Below are 24028 nucleotides of genomic sequence, written 5' to 3'. Positions count from 1 at the left end.
GCCGGCGGCGGCGGTCACAATGCGCGCTCATTGACCCACCCGACCCAGGACCGACACGATGCCGCTGCAACGATTCCCCCGCCCGTCCGCCATCCCTCTCGTGCTGGCCCTGAGCCTTGCGGCCTGCGGCAAGCAAGGTGTCGAGCTCGGCCAGGGCGGTTCCATCGTCTCGGGCTCCGGCGGCCCGCAGGGCGCCAGCAATGCGGCCAAGGAGTTGCTGAAGTGCGAGGCGCCGGTGGCCGTGGTCGCGCTGCAGGAGAACCAGGGCGGCTATACCGGCATCGGCCGTGGCGGCCTGCCGGAGTCGCCGCTGCCGCTGGTGCGCGTGCTGATGCAGCAAAGCGGCTGCTTTCGCATCGTCGACCGCAATGCCGGGCTGAAGGCCACGGTGCGCGAGCAGGAGCTGAAGGATGCCGGCGTGCTGCGCGCCGATGGCGATGTCAAGAAGGGCCGCGGCATCATGGCCCAGTACAGCGTGATGCCCAGCCTGGTCTTCTCCGAGCAGGACGCCGGCCGCCAGCTGGGTGGCGTGATCGCCGCGATACCCGGCCTCAACAAGCTGGCCGGCGCGGCCGAGCAGGTCAAGCTGAAGGAGGCGCAGGTCGTGCTGCTGCTGACCGATAACGAAACCACCGAGCAGCTGTCCTCGGCCACCGGCTCGGCGCGCACCACCGATCTGGGCATAGGCGGCTTCGCGATCGGCGCCGGCGGCGGCCTGGGCGGCATGGGCTGGAGCAATACCAACGAGGGCAAGGTGATCGCCGCGGCTTTTCTCGATGCGCACAACCAGCTGGTGACCCAGCTGCGCACCTTGGTGGCCAAGGAGCTGCCCGAGCCGGTCGCGACCAAGCTGAAGAAGGGCTGAACGCCCTCGCTCGCGGACTTACCTCAGCATGCTCGACATGGCCGACAGGCTGTTGAGCATGCGCACCGCCGCCTCGACCGTCGGGGCCTCGAAGACCAGTTCGTCGCCGGCCACGCGGCGCAGCGTCGGCCATTGGCAAAACAGATCGGCCAGCGCGGTGCTCTGGGTCTGCAGGCGCACCGTGACGGGGCCGCTGATCACGAAGGGCTTGGCCTTGGGCTGCGTCAGCGCGCTCTTGACGCCCTCGCGTATCGCCGCGCAGGCCGCGCTGGGCGACAGGCTGACGCCCGTGCTGAAGCCGTGGGCACGCTTGGTCTGCACGAAGACCGTGTCGGGGAACAGCGCGCGGTGCTCGGCGGCAAAGACATCGTCGCCGCTGGCCATCGCGACCGGCACGCCGTACTCGCCGGCCAGCGCACCATAAATGCCCATCTCGCCGAGCTCCTGCTCGTTGAAGAACACACGAGCGAAGGCGAAGCTGTTGATCGTGTGGGCCAGCACGCCCGGGCCCTGCGCGCGGCCGTGATAGCCGATCATGCAGACGGCCATGACGCCCGCCTCCTCGACCCCGGCCACCATGCTCAGATAGCGGGGCTTGCCCAGCACCGCCTGCGCGCGCGCATCGAGCAGATCGGGCAGCAGATTGCGGAAACCGCCGTGCGAATCGTTGACCAGCACCTCGGTAGCACCCGCCTCGAAGGCGCCGGCGATGGCCGCATTGGCCTCGTCCGTCATCAGCCGGCGGGCGCGCTCGTACTCGGTATTGCCGGCGCGGGTCTGCTCGGGATGGAAGACGCCGGCGACGCCCTCGATATCGGTGGAGATCAGGATCTTCATGGTCTTGTCTTCAGGAGTTCGGACAGGGCCGCGCGGTAGTGGCCGGCGCGACCGGTGACGGCCTCGGCGCGGAACAGCGCGTGCAGGATGGCCTGCTCGGTGCTGTCGGCGGCGGCCTGGAACAGCTCGTCCAGGCGCGCGTCGTGCAGCAGCGCGACGGCGGGCATGGGCCGCAGCGGATCCTGCGGCAGGGTGTAGGCGGTCGAGAAGGCCAGCGCGATGTCGCCGCTGCCATGGCCGAACACCGAGCCGGTGCGCGCCAGGCCGGCACCGGCGCGCAGTGCCAGGCGGCGCAGCTGGCGCGCGTCCAGCGGCGCATCGGTGGCCAGCAGCATGATGATGGAGCCCTTCTCGGGGCCGCTATCAGCCTGAGTCTGGGCACCGGCCTGCAGGTCACCGAGCCATTGGCCTGCCAGGGTCAGCTGCTCGGGCCGGCCGTAGTTGGCCAGCACCAGCGCGCCGACCCGGTACTTGCCGCAGCAGCGCGAGGCACTGCCGATGCCGCCCTTCAGGCCGAAGCTGGACATGCCGCGTCCGGCGCCCACCGAGCCCTGCTCGAAGCGCACGTCGGCTGCGGCCAACGCCTGCAGATAGTGCGGCTCGGTGATGGCCAGGCGCTGGATATCGTTCAGATAGCCGTCATTGCACTCGAACACCAGCGGGTTGACGGTGGGCAGGCGCCGGCCGGTCTCGGGATTGGCGGCGATGCAGGCGCGGATCTGGGCCTGGGCCACCGCCGCCACCGAGAAGGTATTGGTCAAGGCAATCGGCGTCTCCAGCACACCGAGTTCCTCGACCTGCACCAGGCCTATGCTCTTGCCGAAGCCGTTGATCACCGCCGCCGCGGCCGGCACGCGCTCGCGGAAGGGGTCACCCTGATGCGGGCGTACGACGGTGACGCCGGTCTGCAGATCACCGTCCGCCAGCGTGCAATGCCCGACCGTGACGCCGGCCACATCGCTGATCGCGTCCAGCGGGCCGGACGGCAGGCTGCCGATGCGGGGCGCTTGCGTCATATCACTTGCGGTCGATCTTGGGATCCAGCGCATCGCGCAGGCCGTCGCCCAGCAGATTGAAGGCCAGCACGGTCAGGAAGATCGCCAGGCTGGGGAACAGCGCGACATGCGGTGCGTTGACCATGTCGGCACGGGCCTCGTTGAGCATCGCGCCCCACTCGGGCGTCGGTGGCTGCGCGCCCATGCCGAGGAAAGAAAGGCTGGCGGCCGTGATGATGGAGGTACCCAGGCGCATCGTGAAATAGACGACGATGGACGAGATCGTGCCCGGCAGGATGTGGCGCACGATGATGGTCCAGTCGTTGGCGCCGATCGAGCGCACCGCCTCGACATAAGTCATCTGCTTGAGCACCAGGGTGTTGCCGCGCACCAGGCGGGCAAAGGCCGGCACGCTGAACACCGAGACCGCGACGACGACGTTGATCATGCTGCTGCCCAGGATCGCGACCACGCCCAGCGCCAGCAGGATGCCGGGGAAGGCGAACAGCACGTCCGAGATGCGCATCACGATGCGGTCCCACCAGCCTTCGTAGTAGCCGGCCAAGAGGCCCAGCGCGGTGCCGATCAGGCCGCCGATCGCGACCGACAGAAAGCCGGTAGCCAGCGAGATGCGCGCGCCCAGCAGGATGCGGCTGAAGATGTCGCGGCCCAGCGGATCGACGCCCAGCCAGTGCACGGCCGACGGGCCTTCGTTGAGGCGGTCGTAGTCGAAGAAGTTCTCGGCGTCGTAGGGCGCGATCCAGGGCGCGAACAGTGCGACCAGGATCAGGAGCGCGACGAAGAACAGCGCGGCCATCGCCACATGCTGCTTGCGGAACTTGCGCCAGAACTCGGTCCAGGGCGTGCGCACGCCTTCGGCGCTGGGGATGGAGGTCGTGGTGCTCATATCACTTGTAGCGGATGGTCGGATTGATATAGCCATAGAGCAGATCCACGATCAGATTGATCAGGATGAATTCCAGCGAGAACAGCAGCACCAGGGTCTGGATCACCGGGTAGTCGCGCTGCGTCACCGAATCGACCAGCAGACGGCCCAGGCCCGGCCAGTTGAAGACGGCCTCGACGACGATGGAGCCGCCCAGCAGGAAGCCGAACTGCAGGCCCATCATCGTGACCACCGGGATCAGCGCATTGCGCAGGCAATGCTTGGCGATGACCTTGCGCTCGTTCAGGCCCTTGGCCCGCGCGGTGCGCACAAAGTCTTCCTGGATCACCTCGACAAAGGAGGCGCGGGTGAAGCGTGCCATCACCGCCGCCACCGCCGCGCCCAGGGTCAGCGAGGGCAGGATGTAGTGCTTCCAGCTGTCGGCGCCTACCGTCGGCAGCCAGCCCAGCTGGACCGAGAAGATCTGCATCAAGAGCATGCCCAGGGCGAAGGCCGGGAAGGAGATGCCCGAGACCGCGATGGTCATGCCCAGCCGGTCGGGCCACTGGTTGCGGTAGACGGCCGAGACGATGCCTATGGTCATGCCGAAGATGACGGCCCAGACCATGCTGCTGACGGTCAGCAGCAGCGTCGGCATGAAGCGCTCGGCGATCTCGGTGGCGACCGGGCGACGCGTGCGCATCGAGTTGCCGAACTCGCCGCTCAGCATATGGCCGAAGTAGCTGACGAACTGCTCGGGCAGCGGCTTGTCCAGGCCCAGCTCCTGGCGCACCAGGGCAATGGTTTCCTCATCGGCGTCCTGGCCGGCCGCCAGCCGCGCCGGATCGCCGGGCAGCATGTGCACGAACAGGAACACCAGCACCGCGACGATCAGCAGCGTGGGGATCAGCCCCAGCAGCCGTTTCAAGAAATAGTTCAGCATGATGGCAAGAGGCCAGTCAGAGAGAAGGCCCGCGCCCCATCACACGATGCGGCGCGGGCAGGGCACGGCCATTACTCGGAGGTTTACTCGGAGACCGCGATCTCGGTCGAGTTGATATTGCCGTCAGGCATCACGAAGATGCCGGACAGGCGCTTGCTCGTCGCATACAGGTTCTTCTCGGTGACCAGGGGCGCCCAGGGGGCGTCCTTCACCAGCTGCTCCTGGACGGTGCGATAGAGCTGGGCCTTCTCGCCATCGTCCACCGACTTCAGCGCCTTGGCGATGGCCTCATCGACCACCGGGCTGCTGTAGTAGGAGGCGTTGTTCAGCTTCGGCGGCCAGGACTCGGTGGCCAGCAGCGGACGCAGGGCCCAGTCGGCCTCGCCGGTCGACGAGGACCAGCCGGCGTAGTACATGCGCACCTTGGCGGTCTTCGGGTCCGGTGCCTGCTGCACCCACTCGACCCGCTGACCCGGCTCCAGCGCCAGCACCTGCACCTTGATGCCGACCTGGGCCAGCTGCTGCTGCAGGAACTGGATGGTCTTCTGTGCGGTGGTGGTCGTGTAGGCGCTCCAGATCACCGACTCGAAGCCGTTGGCGTAGCCGGCTTCCTTCAGCAGCTCGCGGGCCTTCTTCGGGTCATAGGGCCAGGGCGCCATCTTGTGGGCATACAGCACACCAGTGGGCACATAGCCCTCGGCCGGCACCGCGTAGCCGTTGAACGCGACCTTGGCCAGCGCCTCCTTGTTGATCGCGTAGTTGATGGCCTGGCGCACCTTCAGATTGTCGAAGGGCTTTTGCAGCAGGTTGAAGCTGAGGTAGCGGGTGATGATGGACGGTGCCGTCGTGACCTTCAGCTTGGCGTTCTTCTCCAGCGCGGCGGCCTGCTCGTAGGGCAGCGGCGAGGCGAAGTCGGCCTCGCCGGTCTGCAGCATCGCGGCGCGGGTGTTGTTCTCCAGCACCGGCTTCCAGGTGATGCTGTCCACCTTGGGATAGCCCTTGTTCCAGTAGCCGTCGAACTTCTTGCCCTTGACGAAGTCGGTCTGCTTCCACTCGACGAAGACGAAGGGGCCGGTGCCGACCGGGTTGAAGGCGATGTCCTTGTTGCCGTACTTCTTCAGCGCGGTGGGCGAGATCATCGCGGCCGAGGCATGGGCCAGCGAGTTGATGAAGGGGCCGAAGGGCTCCTTCAGGGTGATGCGCACGGCCAGCGGGCCGGTGGCCTCGACCTTGTCGATGCGGTTGAACTGGTTGAAGCGGGCCAGCTTGTTCTCGGGGTTCATCACCCGGTCCAGCGTGACCTTGACCGCCTCGGCATTGAAGTCGCTGCCGTCGTGGAACTTGACGCCGGGGCGCAGCTTGAACTCATAGACCAGGCCGTCCTTGGAGACGGTGTGGCTCAGCGCCAGCACATTGCGCACCTTCAGGTCCTTGTCGAACTCGTAAAGGCCCTGGTAGAAGGATTTGGTGACCGCCGTGGTCAGCGTGGTGTTGGTCTGGTAGGGGTCCAGGGTCTCGGGCTGGCCGCCGATGGCCAGCACCACATCCTTGGCGGCCAGGGCCGAGACGCCGGCGCTCAACAGGCCGGCAGCGAGGAAGCAGCGACCGAGCGCGCTGATGCGGTAGGTATTCATCATCTGGAGACTCCTGTGGGGTAGAGGGGAAGGAAAGTCGATTCGATTCAGTACACGCCGACGCTGTGGCGTGCGACGAAGTGGCCGGGCGAGACCTCGACCAGCGGCGCGACCGTCGGCTCGTCGCCGACCATGCGCACCGGGCTGGGGATCTCGCCGCTGAGCAGCTCGCGGCTGCGGCTGCGCCGCGTCGGGTCGGCCACCGGCACGGCGGCCATCAGCTTGCGGGTATAGGGATGCTGCGGGTTCTCGAAGATCGCGCGGCGCGGCCCGATCTCGACGATCTGGCCGAGGTACATCACCGCGACCCGGTGGCTGACCCGCTCGACCACGGCCATATCGTGCGAGATGAAGAGGAAGGCGATGCCCAGCTCGCGCTGCAGGTCCAGCATCAGGTTGACGATCTGCGCCTGGATCGACACGTCCAGCGCCGACACCGCCTCGTCGGCGATCACGACCTTGGGGTTCAGCGCCAGCGCGCGCGCGATCGCGATGCGCTGGCGCTGGCCGCCGGAGAACTCGTGCGGATAGCGCTGCGCCTGCTCGGGCGTCAGCCCGACCTTCTGCATCAGCCAGTCGACCCGGGCCTGGGCCTCGGCGCCGGAGGCGATCTTGTGCACCAGCAGCGGCTCCATGATGGAGAAGCCCACCGTGACCCGCGGGTCCAGCGAGGCGAACGGATCCTGGAAGATGAACTGGATATTGCGGCGCAGGGTTTGCAGCGCGGCCGTGGGCAGCTCGCGGATGTTCTGGCCGCCGAACTCGATCGCGCCGCTCTGGCTCTCGACCAGGCGCAGCAGCGAGCGGCCGGTGGTCGACTTGCCGCAGCCCGACTCGCCGACCAGGGCCAGGGTCTCGCCGGGGCGCAGATCAAAGCTGACCTGCTCGACCGCATGGACGCGACGGGTCACGCGGCTCAGCAGGCCGCTGCGCATATCGAAGCGGGTCACGAGATTCTTGACACGCAGGATGGGCTCGGCCTCGGCCTTGACCGTGTCCTGCGGCCGCGCCGGCTCGGCCGGCGCGCTGTCATCGGTGCGCAAGAGCTCGAACTTCAGCGGCAGATCCAGCCCCTGCATCGCGCCCAGCCGCGGCACGGCCGACAGCAGGGCTTTGGTGTAGCGGTGCTGCGGCGCGGCGAACAGCGCCTCGGAGGCGCCCTCCTCCACCTTGTCGCCCCGGTACATCACCAGCACCCGGTCGGCCACCTCGGCCACCACGCCCATATCGTGCGTGATGAAGACCACGCCCATCTGCATTTCCTGCTGCAGCTCGCGGATCAGCTGCAGGATCTGCGCCTGGATGGTCACGTCCAGCGCGGTGGTCGGCTCGTCGGCGATCAGCAAGGCCGGCTTGCAGGAGAGCGCCATCGCGATCATCACCCGCTGGCGCATGCCGCCCGAGAGCTGGTGCGGATAGCGGTCCAGGACATTGCGGGCCTCGGGGATGCGCACCAGCTCCAGCATGCGCAGCGCCTCGGCGCGCGAGGCGGCGGCGCTCTTGCCCTGGTGCTCCTGGATGGCCTCGGCGATTTGGTCGCCGGCGGTGAACACCGGGTTCAGCGAGGTCATCGGCTCCTGGAAGATCATCGCGATATCGGCGCCGCGGATGCTGCGCATCGTCGCGTCGCGCGCCGTCGCCAGATCCAGGATCTCGCCGTTGCGGCGGCGGAAAGCCATGCTGCCGTTGATGATGCGGCCGCCGCCATGCTCGACCAGGCGCATCAGCGCCAGCGAGGTGACCGACTTGCCCGAGCCCGACTCGCCGACGATGGCCAGGGTCTCGCCACGGTCGACATGGAAGCTCAGCTTCTTGACCGCATCGACGCTGCGCTCGGAGGTCGAGAAACGCACCGACAGATCATGGACGGAGACGACGCGCTGCTCGGGCAGGATCAGGGCGCTGGACTTGGCGGGGGCTTCGAGCACGGAGGTGGACATAGCAGAAGACTGACTCGAGAAGGTTCAGCGGAAGATCGCTGTTTGCGGCGCGGCATCGCCGACCCGCATCTGACCGCGGTACATGCCCTCGGTGTTGAAGGGCAGGCTGACATGGCCCTGCGCATCGACGGCGATCAGGCCGCCACGGCCCGCTATGGCCGACAGCGACTGCATCACCGCCGCCTCGGCAGCGGCCTCCAGCGACTGGCCGCCATAGGCCATGCGGGCGCAGAGCTCGTAGGCGGTGGCGGCGCGGATGAACATCTCGCCGGTGCCGGTGCAGGACACGGCGGCCGTGCGGTTGTCGGCATAGGTGCCGGCACCGATCAGCGGCGAATCGCCGACCCGGCCGGGCCGCTTGTTGGTCATGCCGCCGGTCGAGGTGGCGGCGGCCAGATTGCCATGGGCATCGAGGGCGACCGCGCCGACGGTGCCGAACTTGCGGCTCTCGTCGAGCGGCGCACCGGAGGCACCGTCATGATCCAGCACCGTCACCGAGCTGGCCTGCGCGCGGTGCAGCTGCTCGCGGCGCGCGGCGGTCGAGAAATAGTCGGGGCTGACCATCTCCATCCCCAGGCCCTGGGCAAAGGCCTCGGCGCCGGCGCCGACCAGCAGCACATGCTCGCTGTGCTCCATCACCGCACGGGCGGCGCGCAGCGGGCGCTTGATATGGCTGACACAGGCGATGGCGCCGGCCTTCAGCGTCGCGCCATCCATCACGGCGGCGTCCAGCTCATGGGTCTCGGCACTGGTGAACACCGCGCCATGACCAGCGTTGAACAGCGGGCAGTCTTCCAGCAGGTCGACCGCCAGGCTGACCGCGTCCAGCGCCGTGCCGCCCTCGGCCAGCACTCGCTGGCCGGCGCGCAGGATGGCGGCCAGGGCCTCGTGATAGGCCGCCTCTTGCGCGGGACTGATATTGCTGCGGCTCAGGGTGCCGGCGCCGCCATGGATGGCGATCACGGGCAGGGCTTGGGTGGAGTTGCTCACTTGGCAGCCTTCTTCGGTTTGGAGGGGACGGTCGCCTGCGCGCGCAGCTTGCTGGCGTGATCGCCTTCAAGCCAGGGCAGCACCGATTCGGTCAGCTGGGTGGCGGCCTGCAGCGAGCCCTTGGCGCTGTGCGCGACGGCGCTGCACAAGGCCTCGATCAGCACCAGCACGCCGGCCTCGGAGTTGGCGAAATACTGGCTGTGGGTCTGGGCATACAAGGCCACCGAGGCCAGCGGCGCCAGCGGCGAGGCCGGGCTGTCGGTCAGCGCCAGCAGCGGCAGACCGGCGGCGCGGACCCGGCCGGCCAGCATCACGGTGTCGGAGAAATAGCGCGGGAAGCTGATCGCGATCACCAGGTCCTCGCTCGTCAGCCGGCCCAGCCGGCGCGCCGCATAGGACGAGCTTTCGATGCTGGCCAGCAGCTGCACGTTGTCGCAGTACAGCTCCAGGCTGCGCTGCAGCAGGCCGCCCAGCCAGCTGCTGGCGCCGTAGCCGACGATGGCGATGCGGCGCGCCTTCAGGATCGCCTCGACCGCCTGGGTGCAGCTCTGCACATCGAGGGCCGCGCGCGTGGCCTCGATATTGCCGGCCATATCGGCCAGCGCGCTGTCGAACACATCGGCCACCGTGGCCGGGCGCTCCAGCTTGCTGCGCAGCTTCTCGACCGGGGCCAGCGCGGTCTCGAAGCCCAGCACCAGCGCGGCCCGGAACTGCGGATAGCCCTCGAAGGCCAGCGCCCGCGCGAAGCGGTTGGCGGTGGCCACCGACACGCCGACGGTCTCGGCCAGCTCGTCGATCGGCATCGTCGCGACCTTCAGCGGATGGGCCAGCACATAGTCGGCCACCCGGGCGTGCGAACGCGTCAGCGACGGCATCGCCCGCGCAATGCGCTGGGCCATCGAGGGATTGCCGGGGAAGGTCGCCATCTGCCTGCCTGGGAGTCGGATGAAGGGATCACGGAGCGAGCATCACGATTGATCGTGAATTTTCATTCACCGCGATCATAGCGAAATTTTTTGATCAAACGCAAATGCGTGAAGACTTGATGACGGCGGGCACGCGGAGCGCACAAGACATAAAAAAAACCGGCCCTCGGGCCGGTCTGTCGCGGGCCTGTGCAGCGCTCAGCGCAGCAACACCTCGACGCGGCGCGCCTGGCGCGGGCTGCCGCTGCCGGTGGCCAGCTCGGGCTTGCTCAGCTCGATGCGGCCCTCGGCCACGCCCAGGCTCAGCAGCGCCTCGCGCACGGCCAGCGCGCGCTGCTTGGCCAGCTCGGCATTCAGCGCCGCGTCGCCGCTGGCGTCGTGGTAGCCGCTGACCACCAGCGTCTTGCCTTCAGCCAGCGCCTGGGTCAGCTGAACCAGTGCCTCGTTGGCACCGCCAGCCAGTTCGGCGCTGGCGCTGGCGAAGAAGAACTTGACGACACCGTTCTCGACCAGGATCGCCGCCACATCCTCTTCGACCAGCACGGCCGCCGGCTGTGGTGCCGGCTTGGCCATGCTGCGGCTCTTGTGCACGCCGAAGCCGATGAGCAGCGCCACCACCAGGGCCACGATGATGCCTACCAGGCGCAGGGCCACGCCCTCGTTCTCGTCAAAAAGCGCGTTCGTCGTCATGGGTTTTCCTCACCGAATGAAGCGGGGATTCTAGACGCCGGACCATGACAAGTCCTGGCCCCGCAGCGGCAGGCTGCGGATGCGCTTGCCGCAGGCCGCGAAGATGGCATTGCACAGCGCCGGCGGCAGCGGCGGCAGGGCCGGCTCGCCCAGACCGGTGGGTGGGATGTCGCGCTCGATGAAGTGCACCTCGATGCGCTCGGGCACCTCGGGCATGCGGATCTGCGGGTTGTCGTCGAAATTGCCCTGCACCACCGCCCCCGCCTCCAGCGTGATGCGCTGGTGCAGGGTGCTGGAGAGGGCGTCGATCACCGCGCCCTGCACCTGCTGCTCGGCGCCGCTGCGATTGACGATGGGCCCGACATCGACCGCCGAGACCACGCGCAGCACCTTCAGCTCGCCGGCCGGGCTGACCGCGACCTCGACCACATGGGCAACATAGCCCCGATTCGCCCAGTAGCCAGAGATGCCCATGCCCCGGCCCCGGGGCAAGGCCCGGCCCCAGCCGGCCTTCTCGGCGGCCAGCCGCAGCACCGCCTTGATGCGACCGACATCGAAGTCCGGCGCCTTCAGCTCGCGGTCCTCGCCCCATAGCGCCAATCGAAAGGCCAGCGGGTCCTGCTGCGCCGCATGGGCCAGTTCGTCGACAAAGCTCTCGGTCACGAAGGCCAGGCTGTTGGCGCCCGGCGAGCGATAAGGGCCCTCGGGCACATGGCTGTCCACCACGGCCGCCTCGACCCGGTAGTTCGGCACGAAGCGGGCCGGAAACAGGCTGGCGCGCAGCTTGGGCGTGACCGGGTCGCGGAAGGCATGGCGCAGGCTGTAGGTCTCCCAGGCCGTGACACGGCCCTGGGCATCGAGCCCGGCCCGCATGCGCTGCCAGCCGTGCGGCCGGTAGAAGTCGTGCCGCATATCGTCCTCGCGGCTGTAGAACAGCTTGATGGGCTTGCCCACCCGCAGCGCGATCGCGCCCGCCTCCAGCACGAAGTCCAGCTCGAAACGCCGACCGAAACCGCCGCCCAGGCGCGGAATCGTCACCCGTATCCTGTCCGCCGGCACGCCCAGCACCTTGTGCAGCACCACCGGCACCAGATCGGGAAACTGGCTGGGCGTGGTCAGCGCCAGGCCGCCATCCGGCAGCGGCTCGGCCAGGCAGCTCATGGGCTCCATCGTGCAGTGGGCCAGCAAGGGGAACTCGTAGAAGGCCTCGACCCGCCGGGCCGCCTGGGCGAGCGCAGCGGCGCTGTCGCCGTCATTGCGCCAGATCTCGCCGGGCCGCTGCAGCGCGGCCAGCGCCTGCTCGCGGTAGCCGGCGCTGCCATGCCGGGCATAGGCGTCGGTGTCCCAGTCGACCTTGAGCGCGCGGCGCGCCTTGATGGCCGCCCAGCTGCTGCTCGCGACGATGGCCACAAAAGGCTGCAGCCCGTGGTGATTGCGGTCCGCGCTGCGGCGCAACGGCTCGGCGCTGCCCTCGACGATGAAGGCATCCCGCACGCCGGGCAGGCGCCTGATCTCCGCCAGATTGGCGCTGCGCGCCGTACCGCCGAACACCGGGCATTTCTCCACCATCGCATAGAGCTGGCCGGCTCGCTGTTGGTCCATGCAGAACAGCGGCGCGCCGCGCGCGAAGCCGGCGCCGTCCACATTCGCATGGCGCTGGCCCAGCAGCTTGAACTCCGAGCGCGGCTTGAGCTTGATGCTGTCGAGCGCCGGCAGCGGCAGGCGCGCCGCCGCATCGGCCAGCTCGCCATAGCCGGCACGCCGACCGCTGGCTTCATGCAAGACCTGACCCCGCTCGGTGCGCAGCTCGGCCGCCGGCACCGCCCAGCGCCGCGCAGCCGCGTCGATCAGCACCAGCCGGGCGGCAGCGCCGGCGCGGCGCAGCGGCTCCCAAGCATTCGGGATGGACTCGCTGCCGCCCGAGCCCTGATCGGCCATGCGGGCGTCGTAGCCAGCCTGTGCGATGCGCACCTGGTCCAGGCCCACATCCAGCTCCTCGGCCAGCAACATCGGCAGGCTGGTCTTGACGCCCTGGCCCATGTCGGGATTCTTGGCCATCAGCGTGATCAGCCCGGCCGGCGTGATCGTGATGAAGGCATTCGGGGCAAAGCTGTGCGGCGTGGCCGCCTCGGCCTGATCGGAGGCAAAGCCCAGCATCAGCCCGCCGCCGGCCAGCGTCGTCAAGCGCAGGAAGCCGCGCCGGTCCAGCACCAGTGCGGCGCTCATGCAGCCCTCCCGGCCACCGACTTGATCGCCGCGCGGATGCGCAGCTGGGTGCCGCAACGGCACAGATTGCCGGCCATGGCGGCGTCGATCTCGGCATCGCTGGGGTGCGGATTGGTCTTCAGCAGCGCTGCGGCCTGCATGATCTGGCCGGCCTGGCAGTAGCCGCACTGGGCCACATCATGGGCCACCCAGGCCTGCTGCAGCGGGTGCCGCCCTTGTGGATCGAGACCCTCGATCGTGGTGATGCTGCGGCCGGCAAGACCTGACACCGGCAGCTGGCAGCTGCGCGTGGCCTGGCCATCCAGATGGACGGTGCAGGCGCCGCACAGGCCCTTGCCACAGCCGTACTTGGTGCCGCAGAGCTGCAACTCGTCACGCAGCGCCCAGAGCAAGGGGGTATCGGCGTAATCGACATCGATGTGGCGGCGCTGGCCGTTGATCGTGAGCTGGTGGCGGGGCATGGTGTCTCCTGGCTGGTTTCGAGCTGGGGCGCAGCATAGAAACCGCGCGCGCGGCTGTCACAAGCCATCGGACGAAGTTGCGTGGGAGGTGGACGAAACCGGACCGGTAGCGACGACTTCAGCCGCCGCGGCTGCGCGCGCGGTGATGCAAGGCCTGGGCGGCCTGCTCCATATCCTCGATGTGCTGGCGCATCAGGCGCAGGCCGCGGTCCGCGCCGCTGCGTTGCTGCGCGCGTTCCTGCTGCTTCAAGCGCTCGGCCATATCGCGCGCCTTGGCCCTGAGCAGGGCCTGTTGTCGCTCGAGTTCGCTGCGGCTCAGGCGGCTCCACTTGGGTCTTTTTTGTGTCATCTCGCTCTCACTTCTTGGCAGCCACTGTGCTGCCAAGCGCTGGGCCGGGCCACCCAGATGCGACGAACTGCAAGAAGCGCGGCATGACTTCGCCATTCAAGGCGCACGATCTCAGCCAGCGCAAGCATCACTGTCCGCACAAGCGGTGGTCGAAGCCCTGACACAGGCCGCCCGCGCATGGGTAAGCTCTGGCTGCTGCCGGGGGCGCTGAGTTCCCGCGCCGAAACCGAGGACCCCAAGATGACAGCCACCCGCATCGAACGTGACAGCATGGGCGAGATGGAAGTGCCCGCTGACGCCCTCTACGGCGCGCAGACCCAGCGCGCGGTGCAGAACTTCCAGATCAGCGGGCCGATGCCGGCGCGCTTCATCGCAGCGCTGCTGCAGGTCAAGCTGGCCGCCGCGCGCGCCAATGTGGCGCTGGGCCAGCTGCCGGCCGAGATCGGTGAGGCGATCGAGATGTCGGGCGTCGAGCTGCTGGCCGACGCCGACCTGATGCGCCATTTCCCGGTCGATGTGTTCCAGACCGGCTCGGGCACCAGCAGCAATATGAACGCCAACGAGGTGCTGGCCACGCTGGCCGGGCGCAAGCTCGGCAAAGCGGTCAGCGCGAACGACCACGTCAACGCCGGCCAGAGCAGCAACGACTCGATTCCCTCGGCCCTGCACATCAGCGCGGCGCTGGCGCTGCACAACGAGTTGCTGCCGGCGCTGGGCGGCCTGCTCGACGCGCTGCGCGCCAAGAGCGCCAGCGACGGCCACCATATCAAGACCGGCCGTACCCATCTGATGGATGCGATGCCGGTGCGCCTGTCCCAGGTGCTGGACGGCTGGGCCGCGCAGATCGAGGCGCAGATCGCCCAGCTGCAAGGCCTGCAGCCGCGTGTTCAGGCGCTGGCCCAGGGCGGCACGGCGGTGGGCACCGGCATCAACGCCCATCCCGACTTCGCCGCGCGCTTCTGCAGCGAGCTGAGCAGCCTCACCGGCCTGGACTTCACGACCGCGCCCGACTTCTTCGCCGCGATGGGCTCGCAGGACACGGCCGTGGCTCTGTCCGGCGCGCTCAAGGGCCTGGCGGTGAGCCTGATGAAGATCGCCAACGACCTGCGCTGGATGAACTCCGGCCCGCTGGCCGGCCTGGCCGAGATCGAGCTGGAGGCGCTGCAGCCCGGCTCGTCCATCATGCCCGGCAAGGTCAACCCGGTAATCCCGGAGGCGGTCGCGATGGCGGCGGCCCAGGTGATCGGCCATGACGCGGCGATCACCATCGCCGGCCAGAGCGGCAACTTCGAGCTCAATGTGATGCTGCCGCTGGTCGCCCACAACCTGCTGGACAGCCTGCATCTGCTCAGCAAGACCAGCGCGCTGCTGGGCGAGCGGGCGATCGCCAGCTTCAAGGTCAATGCCCCGGGCCTGCAGCAGGCGCTGTCGCGCAACCCCATCCTGGTCACCGCGCTGAACCCGGTGATCGGCTATCTGAAGGCCGCCGAGATCGCCAAGCAGGCCTACAAGCAGGGCCGGCCGGTCATCGACGTGGCGGCCGAGCTGACCGAACTGTCACGCGCCGATCTGGAGCAGCTGCTGGACCCGGCCAAGCTGACGCAAGGCGGGCTCTAGCAGCCTGCGGCCAGCAGCGGCGTCGCCGCCTCCACCGGCGCCAGCAGCCGTGGCCAGATGCGCGGCCCGAGTTCGCGGCGGAAGGCGGCGAAATGGCCCAGGCTTTCCAGCCCCACGTCGGCCGGCGCCAGCGTGTGGCGCTGAACCTGGGCGGTGCTGAAGCGCGCGGCCAAGGCATCGACCGCCGGGGCCGGGCCGAACACCGGATCGTCGCTGATGTTCCACAGATGCACCGGCCCGGTGAAGCGGTGGTAGCCCAGCTCGGCCTGCAGGCTGGGGTCGCTGAACATGAAGCCGCGCCGCCGGCCCCAGGCCGCCCATTCCAGCGCCGCGCCCTTGGGCAGACCCTCGGCGCGCCGCGCCCCCATCAGCCAGCCGGGCGCGTGGCCCAGCAGATGGCCGGCGGCCGGCAGCATCGCGTGGAAGAACAGCCAGGCCTTGGCCTTGTGGATGCCGCTCCAGAAGCGCCAGTCGGCCGCCTGCGCCGCCACGCCCAGGATGGCATCGGCCTGCTCGTAGTCGGGCGCCAGCCCGATCGCATTGCCGCCGAAGGAATGGCCCACCAGCAGCAGGCCCAGCGCGCGGCCCTGGGCCTCCTGCTCCATCCGGCGGCGGCGCTGCACCGCACGCAGCGCCGCGCCCATGTCCAGCTGGGCCCAGTCGCGCAGCCGCGCGCGCTCCTGGCGCAGCGGCCCCTGCAGCGAGTCGCCGATGCCGCGGTAGTCGTAGCTGAGCACGGCATAGCCGCGCTGCGCCAGCCACTCGCCGAAGCCACGATAGAAGCCGCGCGCCACCGCCGTGGCCGGGCTGATCAGCGCGATCGCGCGCGGCGCACTGGCCGGCTCGAACCAGGTGGCGGCCAGCAGGCGACCGTCGGCGCAGCGCAGCTGCAGCATGCGCTGGCGCGCCAAGGGCTCGGCAGCGGCGGCACCGGCGGCCAGCGCGGGAGTGTTGAGCGTGAGGGTCTGAGGCATGGATCGAGTCTAGTTTGGCAATAATTCATTGACTAGATCAGTCAATATCATCACATTGCTTCCATGAAGTTGACAAAAGACCGCAACCCCACTTCGATGCGCACGCCCGGGCGCGAGAGCGCGCTGGATGCCAATGCGCTGGAGCTGTTCGCCCGCATCGTCCAGGCCGGCAGCTTTGCCGAGGCCGCGCGTCAGCTGGGCCTGACACGGGCGGCGGTCAGTCGCCGGGTCGCGGCGATCGAGGCGGCGGTGGGCGTCGCGCTGTTTGTGCGCAGCACGCGCAGCCTGGCGCTGACCGACTCGGGCCGGCGCCTGCATGCGCGGGCCAAGGCCGTGCGCGAGGCCGCCGAGGCCGCGCGCATGGCGCTCAAGCATCAGCGCGGCCAGTTGGGCGGCACCCTGCGCATCAGCGCCACCACCAGCTTCGGTCGCCATCTGCTGGCGCCGCTGCTGGCCCGTTTCCAGGCCCTGCATCCGGCGCTGCGCTACGAGTTGCTGTTCACCGACCGGCGCGTCGACCTCTTGCGCGAGGGGCTGGACCTGGCTTTTCGCATCACCGACCGCCCGCCCGAGGACTGGGTGGCCCAGCCGCTGCGGCGCTTCGCGGTGCGGCTCTACGGCCTGCCGCATCTGCGGCTCGAGACGCCCGAGCAGATCGCCGCCCTGCCCTGCCTGCTGCTGGGCCAGCACGAGGACCCGCGCGCCAGCCTGTGGCTGGGGCCGCAGGGCCAGCGCTGCGAGCCGATGCTGCAGGCCAGTGCCTGGGGCTCGGACATGGAGTCGCTGCTGGCGCTGGCGCGCCATGGCGCGGGCGTCGTGCCGGCACCGGACTTCTGCGTGCCGGCCGGCGACGCGCTGGTCGACCTGCTGCCGGGCTGGCGCCTGCTGGTGCCCGAGGGCGAGTGGGTGCAGGCGCTGAGCCTGCCGGCGCCCGGTGCGTCGGAGACCGCACGGGCGCTGGTCAGGTTTGTGCAGGAGGCCTTGGCCGGCGACGGGCTCTGAGCGGCCCGCCCAGCATCGACTGCCACACGCCATCACGACGCAGCAGCAGATGCCAGAAGGCTGCGGCGATATGCAGCGCCAGCAGCCCCATCAGCAGATGGCCGGCCGCCGCATGGCTGTCGAGCATGATGTTCAGCGCCAGGCTGTCACTGGCGAAGAACAGCGCGGCCGGATCGATCCTCGCGCCCGGGCGCAGCCAGGCGATCGCAAAGCCCGAGGCGATCAGATAGGCCAGCAGACCGTAGATCGCTCGATGCGCCCGGCGCGCCAGCCGCCGCTCCCAGGCCGGCCCGTCGCCCGGCAGGCGCGAGCCGCCATCGCCCCAGCGATTCCAGGCCAGGCGCGCGCTCAGCAGCAGGCCCAGCAGGCCACCGACCCAGAGTTCCTCGCGCAGCTCGGCCGGCTTGAACAGCGAGCCGGTGGCGTCGCCGTTGCGTATCAGCGCATAGACCACCAGCGGCACGCTGAGCCCGTGCAGCAGCCGGCCCGGCCAGGCCTGGGCGCGGGCCGGCGGACCGCGGTGGCGCAGGCCTTGCAGCCGCCGCCTGATATGGCGCCGCGCGCCCGCAACCATCTCAAGAAACCGCACGCTGCGGCTCCCCACACTGTTTCTGCTGCAGCGTCCTGCCGAGCAGTTCGGCGCGCTCCCCGGCCGCATCGGCGGCATTATCGGCATGGCGATAACGCACCACCACGAGAATCGGCAATATCACCTGCCAGGAATTGCGGCGCACCTCCTCGGCAATCCTGCGGGTTTCTTCGGCCTGGCTGATTTCGGCGCGCAGCGCGCTGCAGGACAGCTCGGCGAACTGCGCCTGCGGCACGCCGGGCGCCGGAATGCTGGCGCAGCCCCCGAGCCCCAGAAGAACCGGCACGGCGGCGCTCGACAATGAGGTTTGCAAGAATTTCATAGGATTCATTGAATGAGTATTCAACCGATACCACGGCGACAAATTAAGTAATGGGAAGCGCAGCCAACAAACCATCAGCCAAACCACCGCATATATTCGGCACCAATATCTATCAGCGCCGGTATTCATACTAGTTTTGCAGCTACCTCGGGTACAGTGCGTTCTTGCTCATACTTTGTTGCGCGGCATGCAATCCATCGATCTGAACCTCTTGGTAGCGCTCGACGCCCTGCTCAGCGAGGCCAGCGTGACCCGTGCGGCCGAGCGCATGAATCTGAGCCCGCCGGCCATGAGCCGCACGCTGGCGCGCATCCGCCATGTGCTGGGCGATCCGGTGCTGGTGCGGGCCGGCCGCGCACTGGTGCCGACACCGCGCGCCGAGGCCTTGCGGCCGCAGCTGCGCCAGCTGATCGAACAGGCCCAGGGGCTGTTGCACGGCGATGCGGCGGCGCTGGCCACGAGCGCACGCAGCTTCGGCATCCGCTGCTCGGAGACGGTTGCCGAGCTGTTCGCCGCCCCCTTGCTGGCGGCGATGCGCGCGCAAGCGCCGGGCATCAGCCTGCGCTTCATGCAGGAGGGGGCCGAGGATGTCGGCGCGTTGCGCGACGGGGCGGTCGACCTGGACATCGGCCTGCTGGGCCCGAGCGGGCCCGAGATCCGGGTCAGGGCCTTGTTCAGCGACCGCTTCGTGGTCGTGCTGCGCGAGGGCCATGCCCTGCTCGGCGCCCCGCTGAGCGCGGCCGCCTTCGCCGCAGCGGCGCATATCGCGGTGTCGCGCCGCGGTCGCGCTCAGGGGCCGGTCGACCGGCTGCTGGCCGAGCAGGGCCTGCGCCGCGAGGTGGCCCTGGTCGTGCCCAGCATGATGCCGGCGCTGCGGCTGGCGGCCGAATCGGAGCTGCTGGCCACGGTGTCGCTGCGCGCCGCGCGCTGGGCCGCCGCGCGCGGCCTGGCGATCCGGACGCTGGAGCTACCCTGGTCCACCGGCCAGGTCCAGATCAGCCAGTCTTGGCATCCGCGCTTCGAGCGCGACCCGGCGCACCGCTGCCTGCGCGACACCGTGCAGCGGGTCTGCGGCGACGCCGCCGTCTGAGCCCGGGCCGCGAGCCCGGCCTCTTGAAAGCCGGCACGGCGCTCCTATGTCAGGCAGCGGACCGGTCGCCGACAAGCGCCGGCCGGTGCCAAGCCACCCATGACAAGGAGGATGTCGCCATGTATGAATCCATGTTGTTGAATCAACCTGCCCACTGGTTCGGCCAGTTCGAGCGGCTACGCCGCGATCTCGACGGCGCCGCCGGCGCTCTGCCCGGCAGCATTCGCTCGGTCGCCCAGGGTTCGGAGCCGGCCATCAATATCGGCCGCACGCCGGGCAGCATCGAGGTCTATGCCTTCGCGCCGGGGCTGGACGCCCAGCGCATCGAGGTCACGCTGGACCGCGGCGTGCTGCGCATCAGCGGCGAGCGCGCCTCGGGCGTGCCCGAGGACCGGCCGGCCCAGCTGCATGTCTACACCCGGGAACGGGCGACCGGCCGTTTCAATCGGGCGGTCGCGCTGCCGGACGATGTCGACCCCGATCGGGTCAGCGCCAGCTACCGAGACGGCGTGCTGCAGATCAGCATCGCGCGCCGCGAATCGGCGCAGGCCCGCCGCATCACCGTGCAGTAAGCAGACACAGGAGCCCCCATCATGAGCAAGAACACCCCAAGCAGCGCCTCCTCCCAGGAGCAGGAGCGCTCGGTACAGCCGGCGGTCGATGTCTTCGAGGACGAGGCCGGCATCACCCTGCTGGCCGATATGCCGGGCGTGCCGCGCGAGCGGCTCGAGATCCGCGTCGAGGGCGACGCGCTGCTGATCGAAGGCAGCGTGCAGCCGGCCACGCCCGAGGGCCTGGAGGCCGTTTACGCCGAGCTGCGCGTCCCGCGCTACCGGCGCAGCTTCACGCTGAGCCGAGAGCTCGACAGCGCCAAGATCGACGCCAGCATCAAGGACGGCGTGCTGACACTGCGCATCCCCAAGCAGGCCCATGCGCAGCCGAGGCGCATCGAGGTGTCGGCCGGCTGAGCCCAGCGGGCATCGGTCAGCGCCGGGCGGCGCGCCGATGCCCGCAGCGGGTCGAGCGGCCTCGATTGTTCGCTTGCGCCGGACAGCAGTTCCGCGTCCTGGCGGCTTCTGCAAAAACGGTCCCGCTCCCACACTGTGATCACGGTTCAACACAGCCTCATCACAGGAGCAAACACCATGCATCGCTTGTCAGGAAAAGTCGCCCTCATCACCGGCGCCAGCTCGGGCATCGGCCACGCCACCGCCCTGCTCTTCGCCGCCGAAGGCGCCAAGCTGGTCGTCGGCGCCCGCCGCCAGGCCGAGCTCGATCAGCTCGTCGCGCAGATCACCGCAGCCGGCGGCGAGGCCGTCGCGCTGGCCGGCGATGTGCGCTCGGAAGCCTATGCCCAGGCCCTGGTGGCGCTGGCCGTCGAGCATTACGGCAGGCTCGACATCGCCTTCAACAACGCCGGCACCCTCGGCGAGGGCGGCCCCAGCACCGCGGTCTCGGAGTCGGGCTGGACCGACACGCTGGCCATCAATCTGAGCGGCGCCTTCCTGGGCGCCAAGCACCAGATCGCGCAGATGCTGGAGAACGGTGGCGGCTCGGTGATCTTCACCTCGACCTTCGTCGGCCATACCTTCGCCTTCCCGGGCATGGCCGCCTATGCGGCCAGCAAGTCCGGCCTGATCGGCCTGACCCAGGCGCTGGCTGCCGAGTACGGACCGCAGCAGGTGCGGGTCAATGCGGTGCTGCCGGGTGCGGTCGACACCGATATGTACCGCGACAAGAACAGCACAGCCGAGGCGCAGGCCTTCGTGAGCAATCTGCACGCGCTCAAGCGCGTCGCCACGCCGGAAGAGCTGGCGCGCTCGGTGCTGTACCTGGCCTCGGACGATGCTTCCTTCGTCACCGGCACCGCCTCCCTGGTCGATGGCGGCGTCTCGATCACCCGCAGCTGAACGCTCTCAGACGGCCTCCCAGTAGGGCGGGCTGCCGAAGGCTGCCCGCAGGCAGTCGGCCAGCGCGCGCAGCTTGGCCGAGGCGCGCCGACCCTCGGGATGGGCGATGTAGATGGATTCGGCCGCAGCCGGCCGGCCCAGCGCGATCTCGCGCAGCAGGCCCGACTTCAGCGCCTCGCCGACGATGAAGCCGGGCAGCAGGGCCAGGCCCAGGCCGGCCACGGCGGCATCGCGCATCATGTCGCCGTTGTTGACGCGCAGCGCCACCACGGGCCGCGCATCGCCGCTCTCGAAGCGCCAGTCGGCGACGCCGCGGTTGGTATAGAAGATGCCACGGTGCACGGCCAGCTCGTCCAGGCTGGCCGGCACGCCGGCGCGTGCCAGATAGGCCGGCGCGGCCACCAGGCGGCGCCGGCTCTGTGCCAGCTGCCAGGCCACCAGGCGAGAGTCCTCCAGCACGCCATGGCGTATCACCGCATCGAAGCCATCGGCGGCCGCATCGACGCGCCGATCGTCCAGCTCCAGGCTCAGCTCGATGCCCGGGTGCTGCAGCAGGAAGGGATAGAGCGCCGGCCCCAGGTGCAGGCGGCCAAAGGTCACCGGTGCCGAAATCCGCATCGGCCCGATCAGGCTGCCGCGGCGCTCGGCCATCTCGGCGGCGGCCTCCTCGACCTCGCGCATGATGCGCGAGGCCTTGTGCAGAAAGGCCGCGCCGTCCTCGGTCAGGCTCAGCTTGCGGGTGGTGCGGTGCAAAAGGCTGGCACCGAGCTGGCGCTCCAGCTCGGCCAGGCGCTCGCTGACCACCGACTTGGACAGATGCAGACGGCGGCCGGCCGCGCTGATCGAGCCCGCTTCGACGACGGCGACGAAGCTGGCGATGCCATCGAGTTTGAGCATGGGGAACGCCGGCCGCAGAGCTGATCTGCTCGGCACTCTAGCCCAGGCGCGGCCGGCTTGCGAAAAACTTCGCCGCCTCAGCCCAATGCGCGCCCGATCAGTATCTTCTGCACCTCGGACGTGCCCTCGTAGATCTGGCAGACCCGCACATCGCGGTAGATGCGCTCGACCGGGAAATCTGACACATAGCCATAGCCACCATGCACCTGGATCGCGTCGGAGCAGACCCGCTCGGCCATCTCGGTGGCGAAGAGCTTGGCCATCGCCGCCTCCTTCAGGCAGGGTTGGCCGGCGTCCTTCAGGCTGGCGGCATGCCAGATCAGCTGGCGCGCGGCCTCGATCTGGGTGGCCATCTCGGCCAGCTTGAACTGGATGGCCTGGTGGTTGAAGATGGGCTGACCGAAGGAGACGCGGTCCTTGCTGTACTTCAGCGCGGCCTCGAAGGCCGCGCGTGCCATGCCCACCGCCTGCGACGCGATGCCGATGCGGCCGCCCTCCAGGCCCGACAGCGCGATCTTCAGGCCCTGACCCTCCTCGCCCAGCCGGTTGGCGGCGGGGATGCGGCAGTTCTCGAACAGGATCTGCGCGGTGTCGCTGGCGTGCTGGCCCATCTTGTCCTCGATGCGGGCCACCGTGTAGCCGGGCGTGGCGGTCGGTACCAGAAAGGCGCTGATGCCCTTCTTGCCGGCAGCCTTGTCGGTGACCGCCATCACGATGGCCACATCGCCGTTCTTGCCGCTGGTGATGAACTGCTTGACGCCGTTCAGCACATAGTCGTCGCCGTCCCGCACCGCTGTCGTCTTCAGGCCGCCGGCCTCCGAGCCGACATGGGGCTCGGTCAGGCAGAAGGCGCCCAGCATCGCGCCGCGCGCCAGCGGCTTCAGGAAGCGCTGCTTCTGGTCCTCGTTGCCAAAGCCCATCAGGATGGAGCAGACCGGGCAGTTGTTGACGCTGACCACGGTCGAGGTCGCGCCGTCGCCGGCACCGATCTCCTCCAGGATGATGGACAGCGCCAGATAGTCCAGGCCGGCGCCGTCGTACTCGGTCGGTACGGCCACGCCGTAGCAGCCCAGCTCGGCCAGGCCCTTCAGCTCGGCGGCCGGGAAGTGATGGCTCTTGTCCCATTCGGCCGCCTTGGGCGCGATCTGGTCTTGCACATAGGCGCGCACGGCGTCCTGCACGGCACGGTGGTCGTCGGAGAGGATCATGAGGGTCACCAGGCCAGAGGCTGGCCGTCGTAGTTGAAGAAGCTGCCGCTGTCGGCGGGCGTCAGCCCAGCCAGCACCGCGCGCATGCCGGCCACGCTGGTGGCGGCATCGATGTCCGCGCCCTCGCCGCCCATCTCGGTGCGCACCCAGCCGGGATGAAAGCTGCACAGCGCGGCCTTGCCGGCCAAGGCCAGCGAGGCGTCCTTCATCACCGAGTTGAGCGCCGCCTTCGAGGCCCGGTAGAGCCAGCCAGCATGGGCGGTGCGCAGGCCGATCGAGCCCATGCGCGAGGACAGGAAGCCGATGCGCGCGCCGGGCGCCAGCGCGTCCTGCAACTGCGGCAGCACCCGCATCGCGCCCAGCACATTGGTGTGCATCACCGTGTCGAAATCGGCCTCGCTCGGTGTGTCCAGGCCCAGCTGGCGCGGGCCATAGACACCGGCATTGAGCACCACGGTGTCGAACTGGTGGCCGTCGATCTGCCAGGCCAGGCCCGAGGCGCTGGCCGTGTCGGCGACATCGAGCTTCAGCGCGGTGGCGCCCAGCTCGCGCAAGGCGGCCAGCGCCTCCTCGCTGCGCGCGGTGGCCACCACCCGATCACCAGCAGCGCGGTACTGACGGACGAACTCCAGGCCGATGCCGCGCGAGGCCCCGATGATCAGGATCTGCGCCATGGC

The 24028-nt window shown here is 69.2% G+C and carries 25 protein-coding genes; 7 read left to right on the top strand and 18 right to left on the bottom strand.

From position 1 onward, the window contains the following. Nucleotides 1-58 precede the first annotated feature (58 nt). Complete coding sequence (locus ABGI63_RS08800) at nucleotides 59-865, top strand: CsgG/HfaB family protein (RefSeq protein WP_349742080.1); 807 nt, start codon at nucleotides 59-61, stop codon at nucleotides 863-865. A gap of 18 nt (nucleotides 866-883) precedes the next feature. Here ABGI63_RS08800 and ABGI63_RS08795 read toward each other — a convergent pair whose 3' ends face one another. The 12 genes from ABGI63_RS08795 to ABGI63_RS08740 all read right to left on the bottom strand — a co-directional run bounded on the left by ABGI63_RS08795 (nucleotide 884) and on the right by ABGI63_RS08740 (nucleotide 13742). After that, nucleotides 884-1702, bottom strand: coding sequence for a M55 family metallopeptidase (locus ABGI63_RS08795; RefSeq protein ID WP_349742079.1), 819 nt, complete (start codon nucleotides 1700-1702; stop codon nucleotides 884-886). Continuing rightward, a complete protein-coding gene (locus ABGI63_RS08790; protein ID WP_349742078.1) occupies nucleotides 1699-2718 on the bottom strand; it encodes a DmpA family aminopeptidase in 1020 nt (339 codons plus the stop codon). The genes ABGI63_RS08795 and ABGI63_RS08790 overlap by 4 nt, the downstream gene beginning before the upstream one ends. 1 nt (nucleotide 2719) lies before the next feature. Further along, nucleotides 2720-3640: a glutathione ABC transporter permease GsiD gene (gene gsiD, locus ABGI63_RS08785; RefSeq protein WP_349742077.1), complete on the bottom strand. Its 921-nt coding sequence runs from the start codon at nucleotides 3638-3640 to the stop codon at nucleotides 2720-2722. Then, nucleotides 3606-4526, bottom strand: a complete 921-nt coding sequence (gsiC, locus tag ABGI63_RS08780; protein ID WP_349742076.1) for a glutathione ABC transporter permease GsiC — start codon at nucleotides 4524-4526, stop codon at nucleotides 3606-3608. Before gsiC ends, gsiD begins: the two co-directional genes overlap by 35 nt. Nucleotides 4527-4609: 83 nt before the next feature. Continuing rightward, entirely contained in the window at nucleotides 4610-6160 is a 1551-nt protein-coding gene (gene gsiB, locus ABGI63_RS08775) for a glutathione ABC transporter substrate-binding protein GsiB (protein ID WP_432767401.1), read from the bottom strand. A gap of 47 nt (nucleotides 6161-6207) precedes the next feature. After that, entirely contained in the window at nucleotides 6208-8100 is a 1893-nt protein-coding gene (locus tag ABGI63_RS08770) for a dipeptide ABC transporter ATP-binding protein (protein WP_349742074.1), read from the bottom strand. 24 nt (nucleotides 8101-8124) lie between these two features. Continuing rightward, a complete protein-coding gene (locus tag ABGI63_RS08765) occupies nucleotides 8125-9090 on the bottom strand; it encodes an isoaspartyl peptidase/L-asparaginase family protein (protein WP_349742073.1) in 966 nt (321 codons plus the stop codon). After that, nucleotides 9087-10016, bottom strand: a complete 930-nt coding sequence (locus ABGI63_RS08760) for a MurR/RpiR family transcriptional regulator (protein WP_349742072.1) — start codon at nucleotides 10014-10016, stop codon at nucleotides 9087-9089. Before ABGI63_RS08760 ends, ABGI63_RS08765 begins: the two co-directional genes overlap by 4 nt. Nucleotides 10017-10214: 198 nt before the next feature. Continuing rightward, the gene (locus tag ABGI63_RS08755) at nucleotides 10215-10706 is read right to left on the bottom strand and encodes an OmpA family protein (RefSeq protein ID WP_349742071.1); all 492 of its coding nucleotides are present in this window, start codon (nucleotides 10704-10706) and stop codon (nucleotides 10215-10217) included. A gap of 30 nt (nucleotides 10707-10736) precedes the next feature. Beyond that, on the bottom strand, nucleotides 10737-12932 hold the full coding sequence (locus ABGI63_RS08750; RefSeq protein ID WP_349742070.1) for a xanthine dehydrogenase family protein molybdopterin-binding subunit: 2196 nt from the start codon (nucleotides 12930-12932) through the stop codon (nucleotides 10737-10739). After that, complete coding sequence (locus ABGI63_RS08745; protein WP_349742069.1) at nucleotides 12929-13393, bottom strand: (2Fe-2S)-binding protein; 465 nt, start codon at nucleotides 13391-13393, stop codon at nucleotides 12929-12931. The genes ABGI63_RS08750 and ABGI63_RS08745 overlap by 4 nt, the downstream gene beginning before the upstream one ends. A gap of 118 nt (nucleotides 13394-13511) precedes the next feature. Then, nucleotides 13512-13742: a hypothetical protein gene (locus tag ABGI63_RS08740; RefSeq protein ID WP_349742068.1), complete on the bottom strand. Its 231-nt coding sequence runs from the start codon at nucleotides 13740-13742 to the stop codon at nucleotides 13512-13514. Nucleotides 13743-13919: 177 nt separating this feature from the next. Here ABGI63_RS08740 and ABGI63_RS08735 point away from each other — a divergent pair, with 177 nt between their 5' ends. Further along, the gene (locus ABGI63_RS08735; RefSeq protein WP_349742067.1) at nucleotides 13920-15359 is read left to right on the top strand and encodes a class II fumarate hydratase; all 1440 of its coding nucleotides are present in this window, start codon (nucleotides 13920-13922) and stop codon (nucleotides 15357-15359) included. On the opposite strand, the gene ABGI63_RS08730 is transcribed toward ABGI63_RS08735, so the two are convergent. Then, a complete protein-coding gene (locus ABGI63_RS08730; RefSeq protein WP_349742066.1) occupies nucleotides 15356-16333 on the bottom strand; it encodes an alpha/beta hydrolase family protein in 978 nt (325 codons plus the stop codon). The genes ABGI63_RS08735 and ABGI63_RS08730 overlap by 4 nt on opposite strands. 63 nt (nucleotides 16334-16396) lie before the next feature. Between ABGI63_RS08730 and ABGI63_RS08725 the strand changes: the two genes are divergently transcribed. Beyond that, nucleotides 16397-17335 carry a LysR family transcriptional regulator gene (locus tag ABGI63_RS08725; RefSeq protein WP_349742065.1) on the top strand — a complete coding sequence of 313 codons (939 nt, stop codon included), beginning with the start codon at nucleotides 16397-16399 and terminating at the stop codon, nucleotides 17333-17335. Here ABGI63_RS08725 and ABGI63_RS08720 read toward each other — a convergent pair. After that, nucleotides 17295-17924 carry a cytochrome b gene (locus ABGI63_RS08720; protein WP_349742064.1) on the bottom strand — a complete coding sequence of 210 codons (630 nt, stop codon included), beginning with the start codon at nucleotides 17922-17924 and terminating at the stop codon, nucleotides 17295-17297. The genes ABGI63_RS08725 and ABGI63_RS08720 overlap by 41 nt on opposite strands. Further along, nucleotides 17911-18246, bottom strand: a complete 336-nt coding sequence (locus ABGI63_RS08715) for a hypothetical protein (RefSeq protein WP_349742063.1) — start codon at nucleotides 18244-18246, stop codon at nucleotides 17911-17913. The genes ABGI63_RS08720 and ABGI63_RS08715 overlap by 14 nt, the downstream gene beginning before the upstream one ends. 187 nt (nucleotides 18247-18433) lie before the next feature. On the opposite strand from ABGI63_RS08715, the gene ABGI63_RS08710 reads away from it, so the two are divergent. The 4 genes from ABGI63_RS08710 to ABGI63_RS08695 all read left to right on the top strand — a co-directional run bounded on the left by ABGI63_RS08710 (nucleotide 18434) and on the right by ABGI63_RS08695 (nucleotide 21246). Then, nucleotides 18434-19336: a LysR substrate-binding domain-containing protein gene (locus ABGI63_RS08710; RefSeq protein ID WP_349742062.1), complete on the top strand. Its 903-nt coding sequence runs from the start codon at nucleotides 18434-18436 to the stop codon at nucleotides 19334-19336. A 119-nt stretch (nucleotides 19337-19455) separates the two neighbouring features. Further along, entirely contained in the window at nucleotides 19456-19908 is a 453-nt protein-coding gene (locus ABGI63_RS08705) for an Hsp20/alpha crystallin family protein (RefSeq protein ID WP_349742061.1), read from the top strand. A 21-nt stretch (nucleotides 19909-19929) separates the two neighbouring features. Next, the gene (locus ABGI63_RS08700) at nucleotides 19930-20304 is read left to right on the top strand and encodes an Hsp20/alpha crystallin family protein (protein WP_349742060.1); all 375 of its coding nucleotides are present in this window, start codon (nucleotides 19930-19932) and stop codon (nucleotides 20302-20304) included. A 177-nt stretch (nucleotides 20305-20481) separates the two neighbouring features. Next, nucleotides 20482-21246, top strand: coding sequence for an SDR family oxidoreductase (locus ABGI63_RS08695; protein ID WP_349742059.1), 765 nt, complete (start codon nucleotides 20482-20484; stop codon nucleotides 21244-21246). Nucleotides 21247-21252: 6 nt separating this feature from the next. Here ABGI63_RS08695 and ABGI63_RS08690 read toward each other — a convergent pair whose 3' ends face one another. The 3 genes from ABGI63_RS08690 to ABGI63_RS08680 all read right to left on the bottom strand — a co-directional run bounded on the left by ABGI63_RS08690 (nucleotide 21253) and on the right by ABGI63_RS08680 (nucleotide 24025). Then, entirely contained in the window at nucleotides 21253-22143 is an 891-nt protein-coding gene (locus tag ABGI63_RS08690) for a LysR family transcriptional regulator (RefSeq protein WP_349742058.1), read from the bottom strand. Nucleotides 22144-22220: 77 nt separating this feature from the next. After that, nucleotides 22221-23351 carry an acyl-CoA dehydrogenase family protein gene (locus tag ABGI63_RS08685; RefSeq protein ID WP_349742057.1) on the bottom strand — a complete coding sequence of 377 codons (1131 nt, stop codon included), beginning with the start codon at nucleotides 23349-23351 and terminating at the stop codon, nucleotides 22221-22223. A 5-nt stretch (nucleotides 23352-23356) separates the two neighbouring features. After that, nucleotides 23357-24025 (bottom strand): SDR family oxidoreductase, encoded by a 669-nt coding sequence (locus tag ABGI63_RS08680; protein WP_349742056.1) that lies wholly within the window; start codon nucleotides 24023-24025, stop codon nucleotides 23357-23359. Between the last annotated feature and the right edge of the window lie 3 nt (nucleotides 24026-24028).

It is taken from the genome of Roseateles cavernae (genome assembly GCF_040187885.1).
Lineage (GTDB): Bacteria > Pseudomonadota > Gammaproteobacteria > Burkholderiales > Burkholderiaceae_C > Roseateles_E > Roseateles_E cavernae.
Note: the sequence above shows the minus strand (reverse complement) of the source record. Positions and strands in the feature narration are given on the sequence as shown.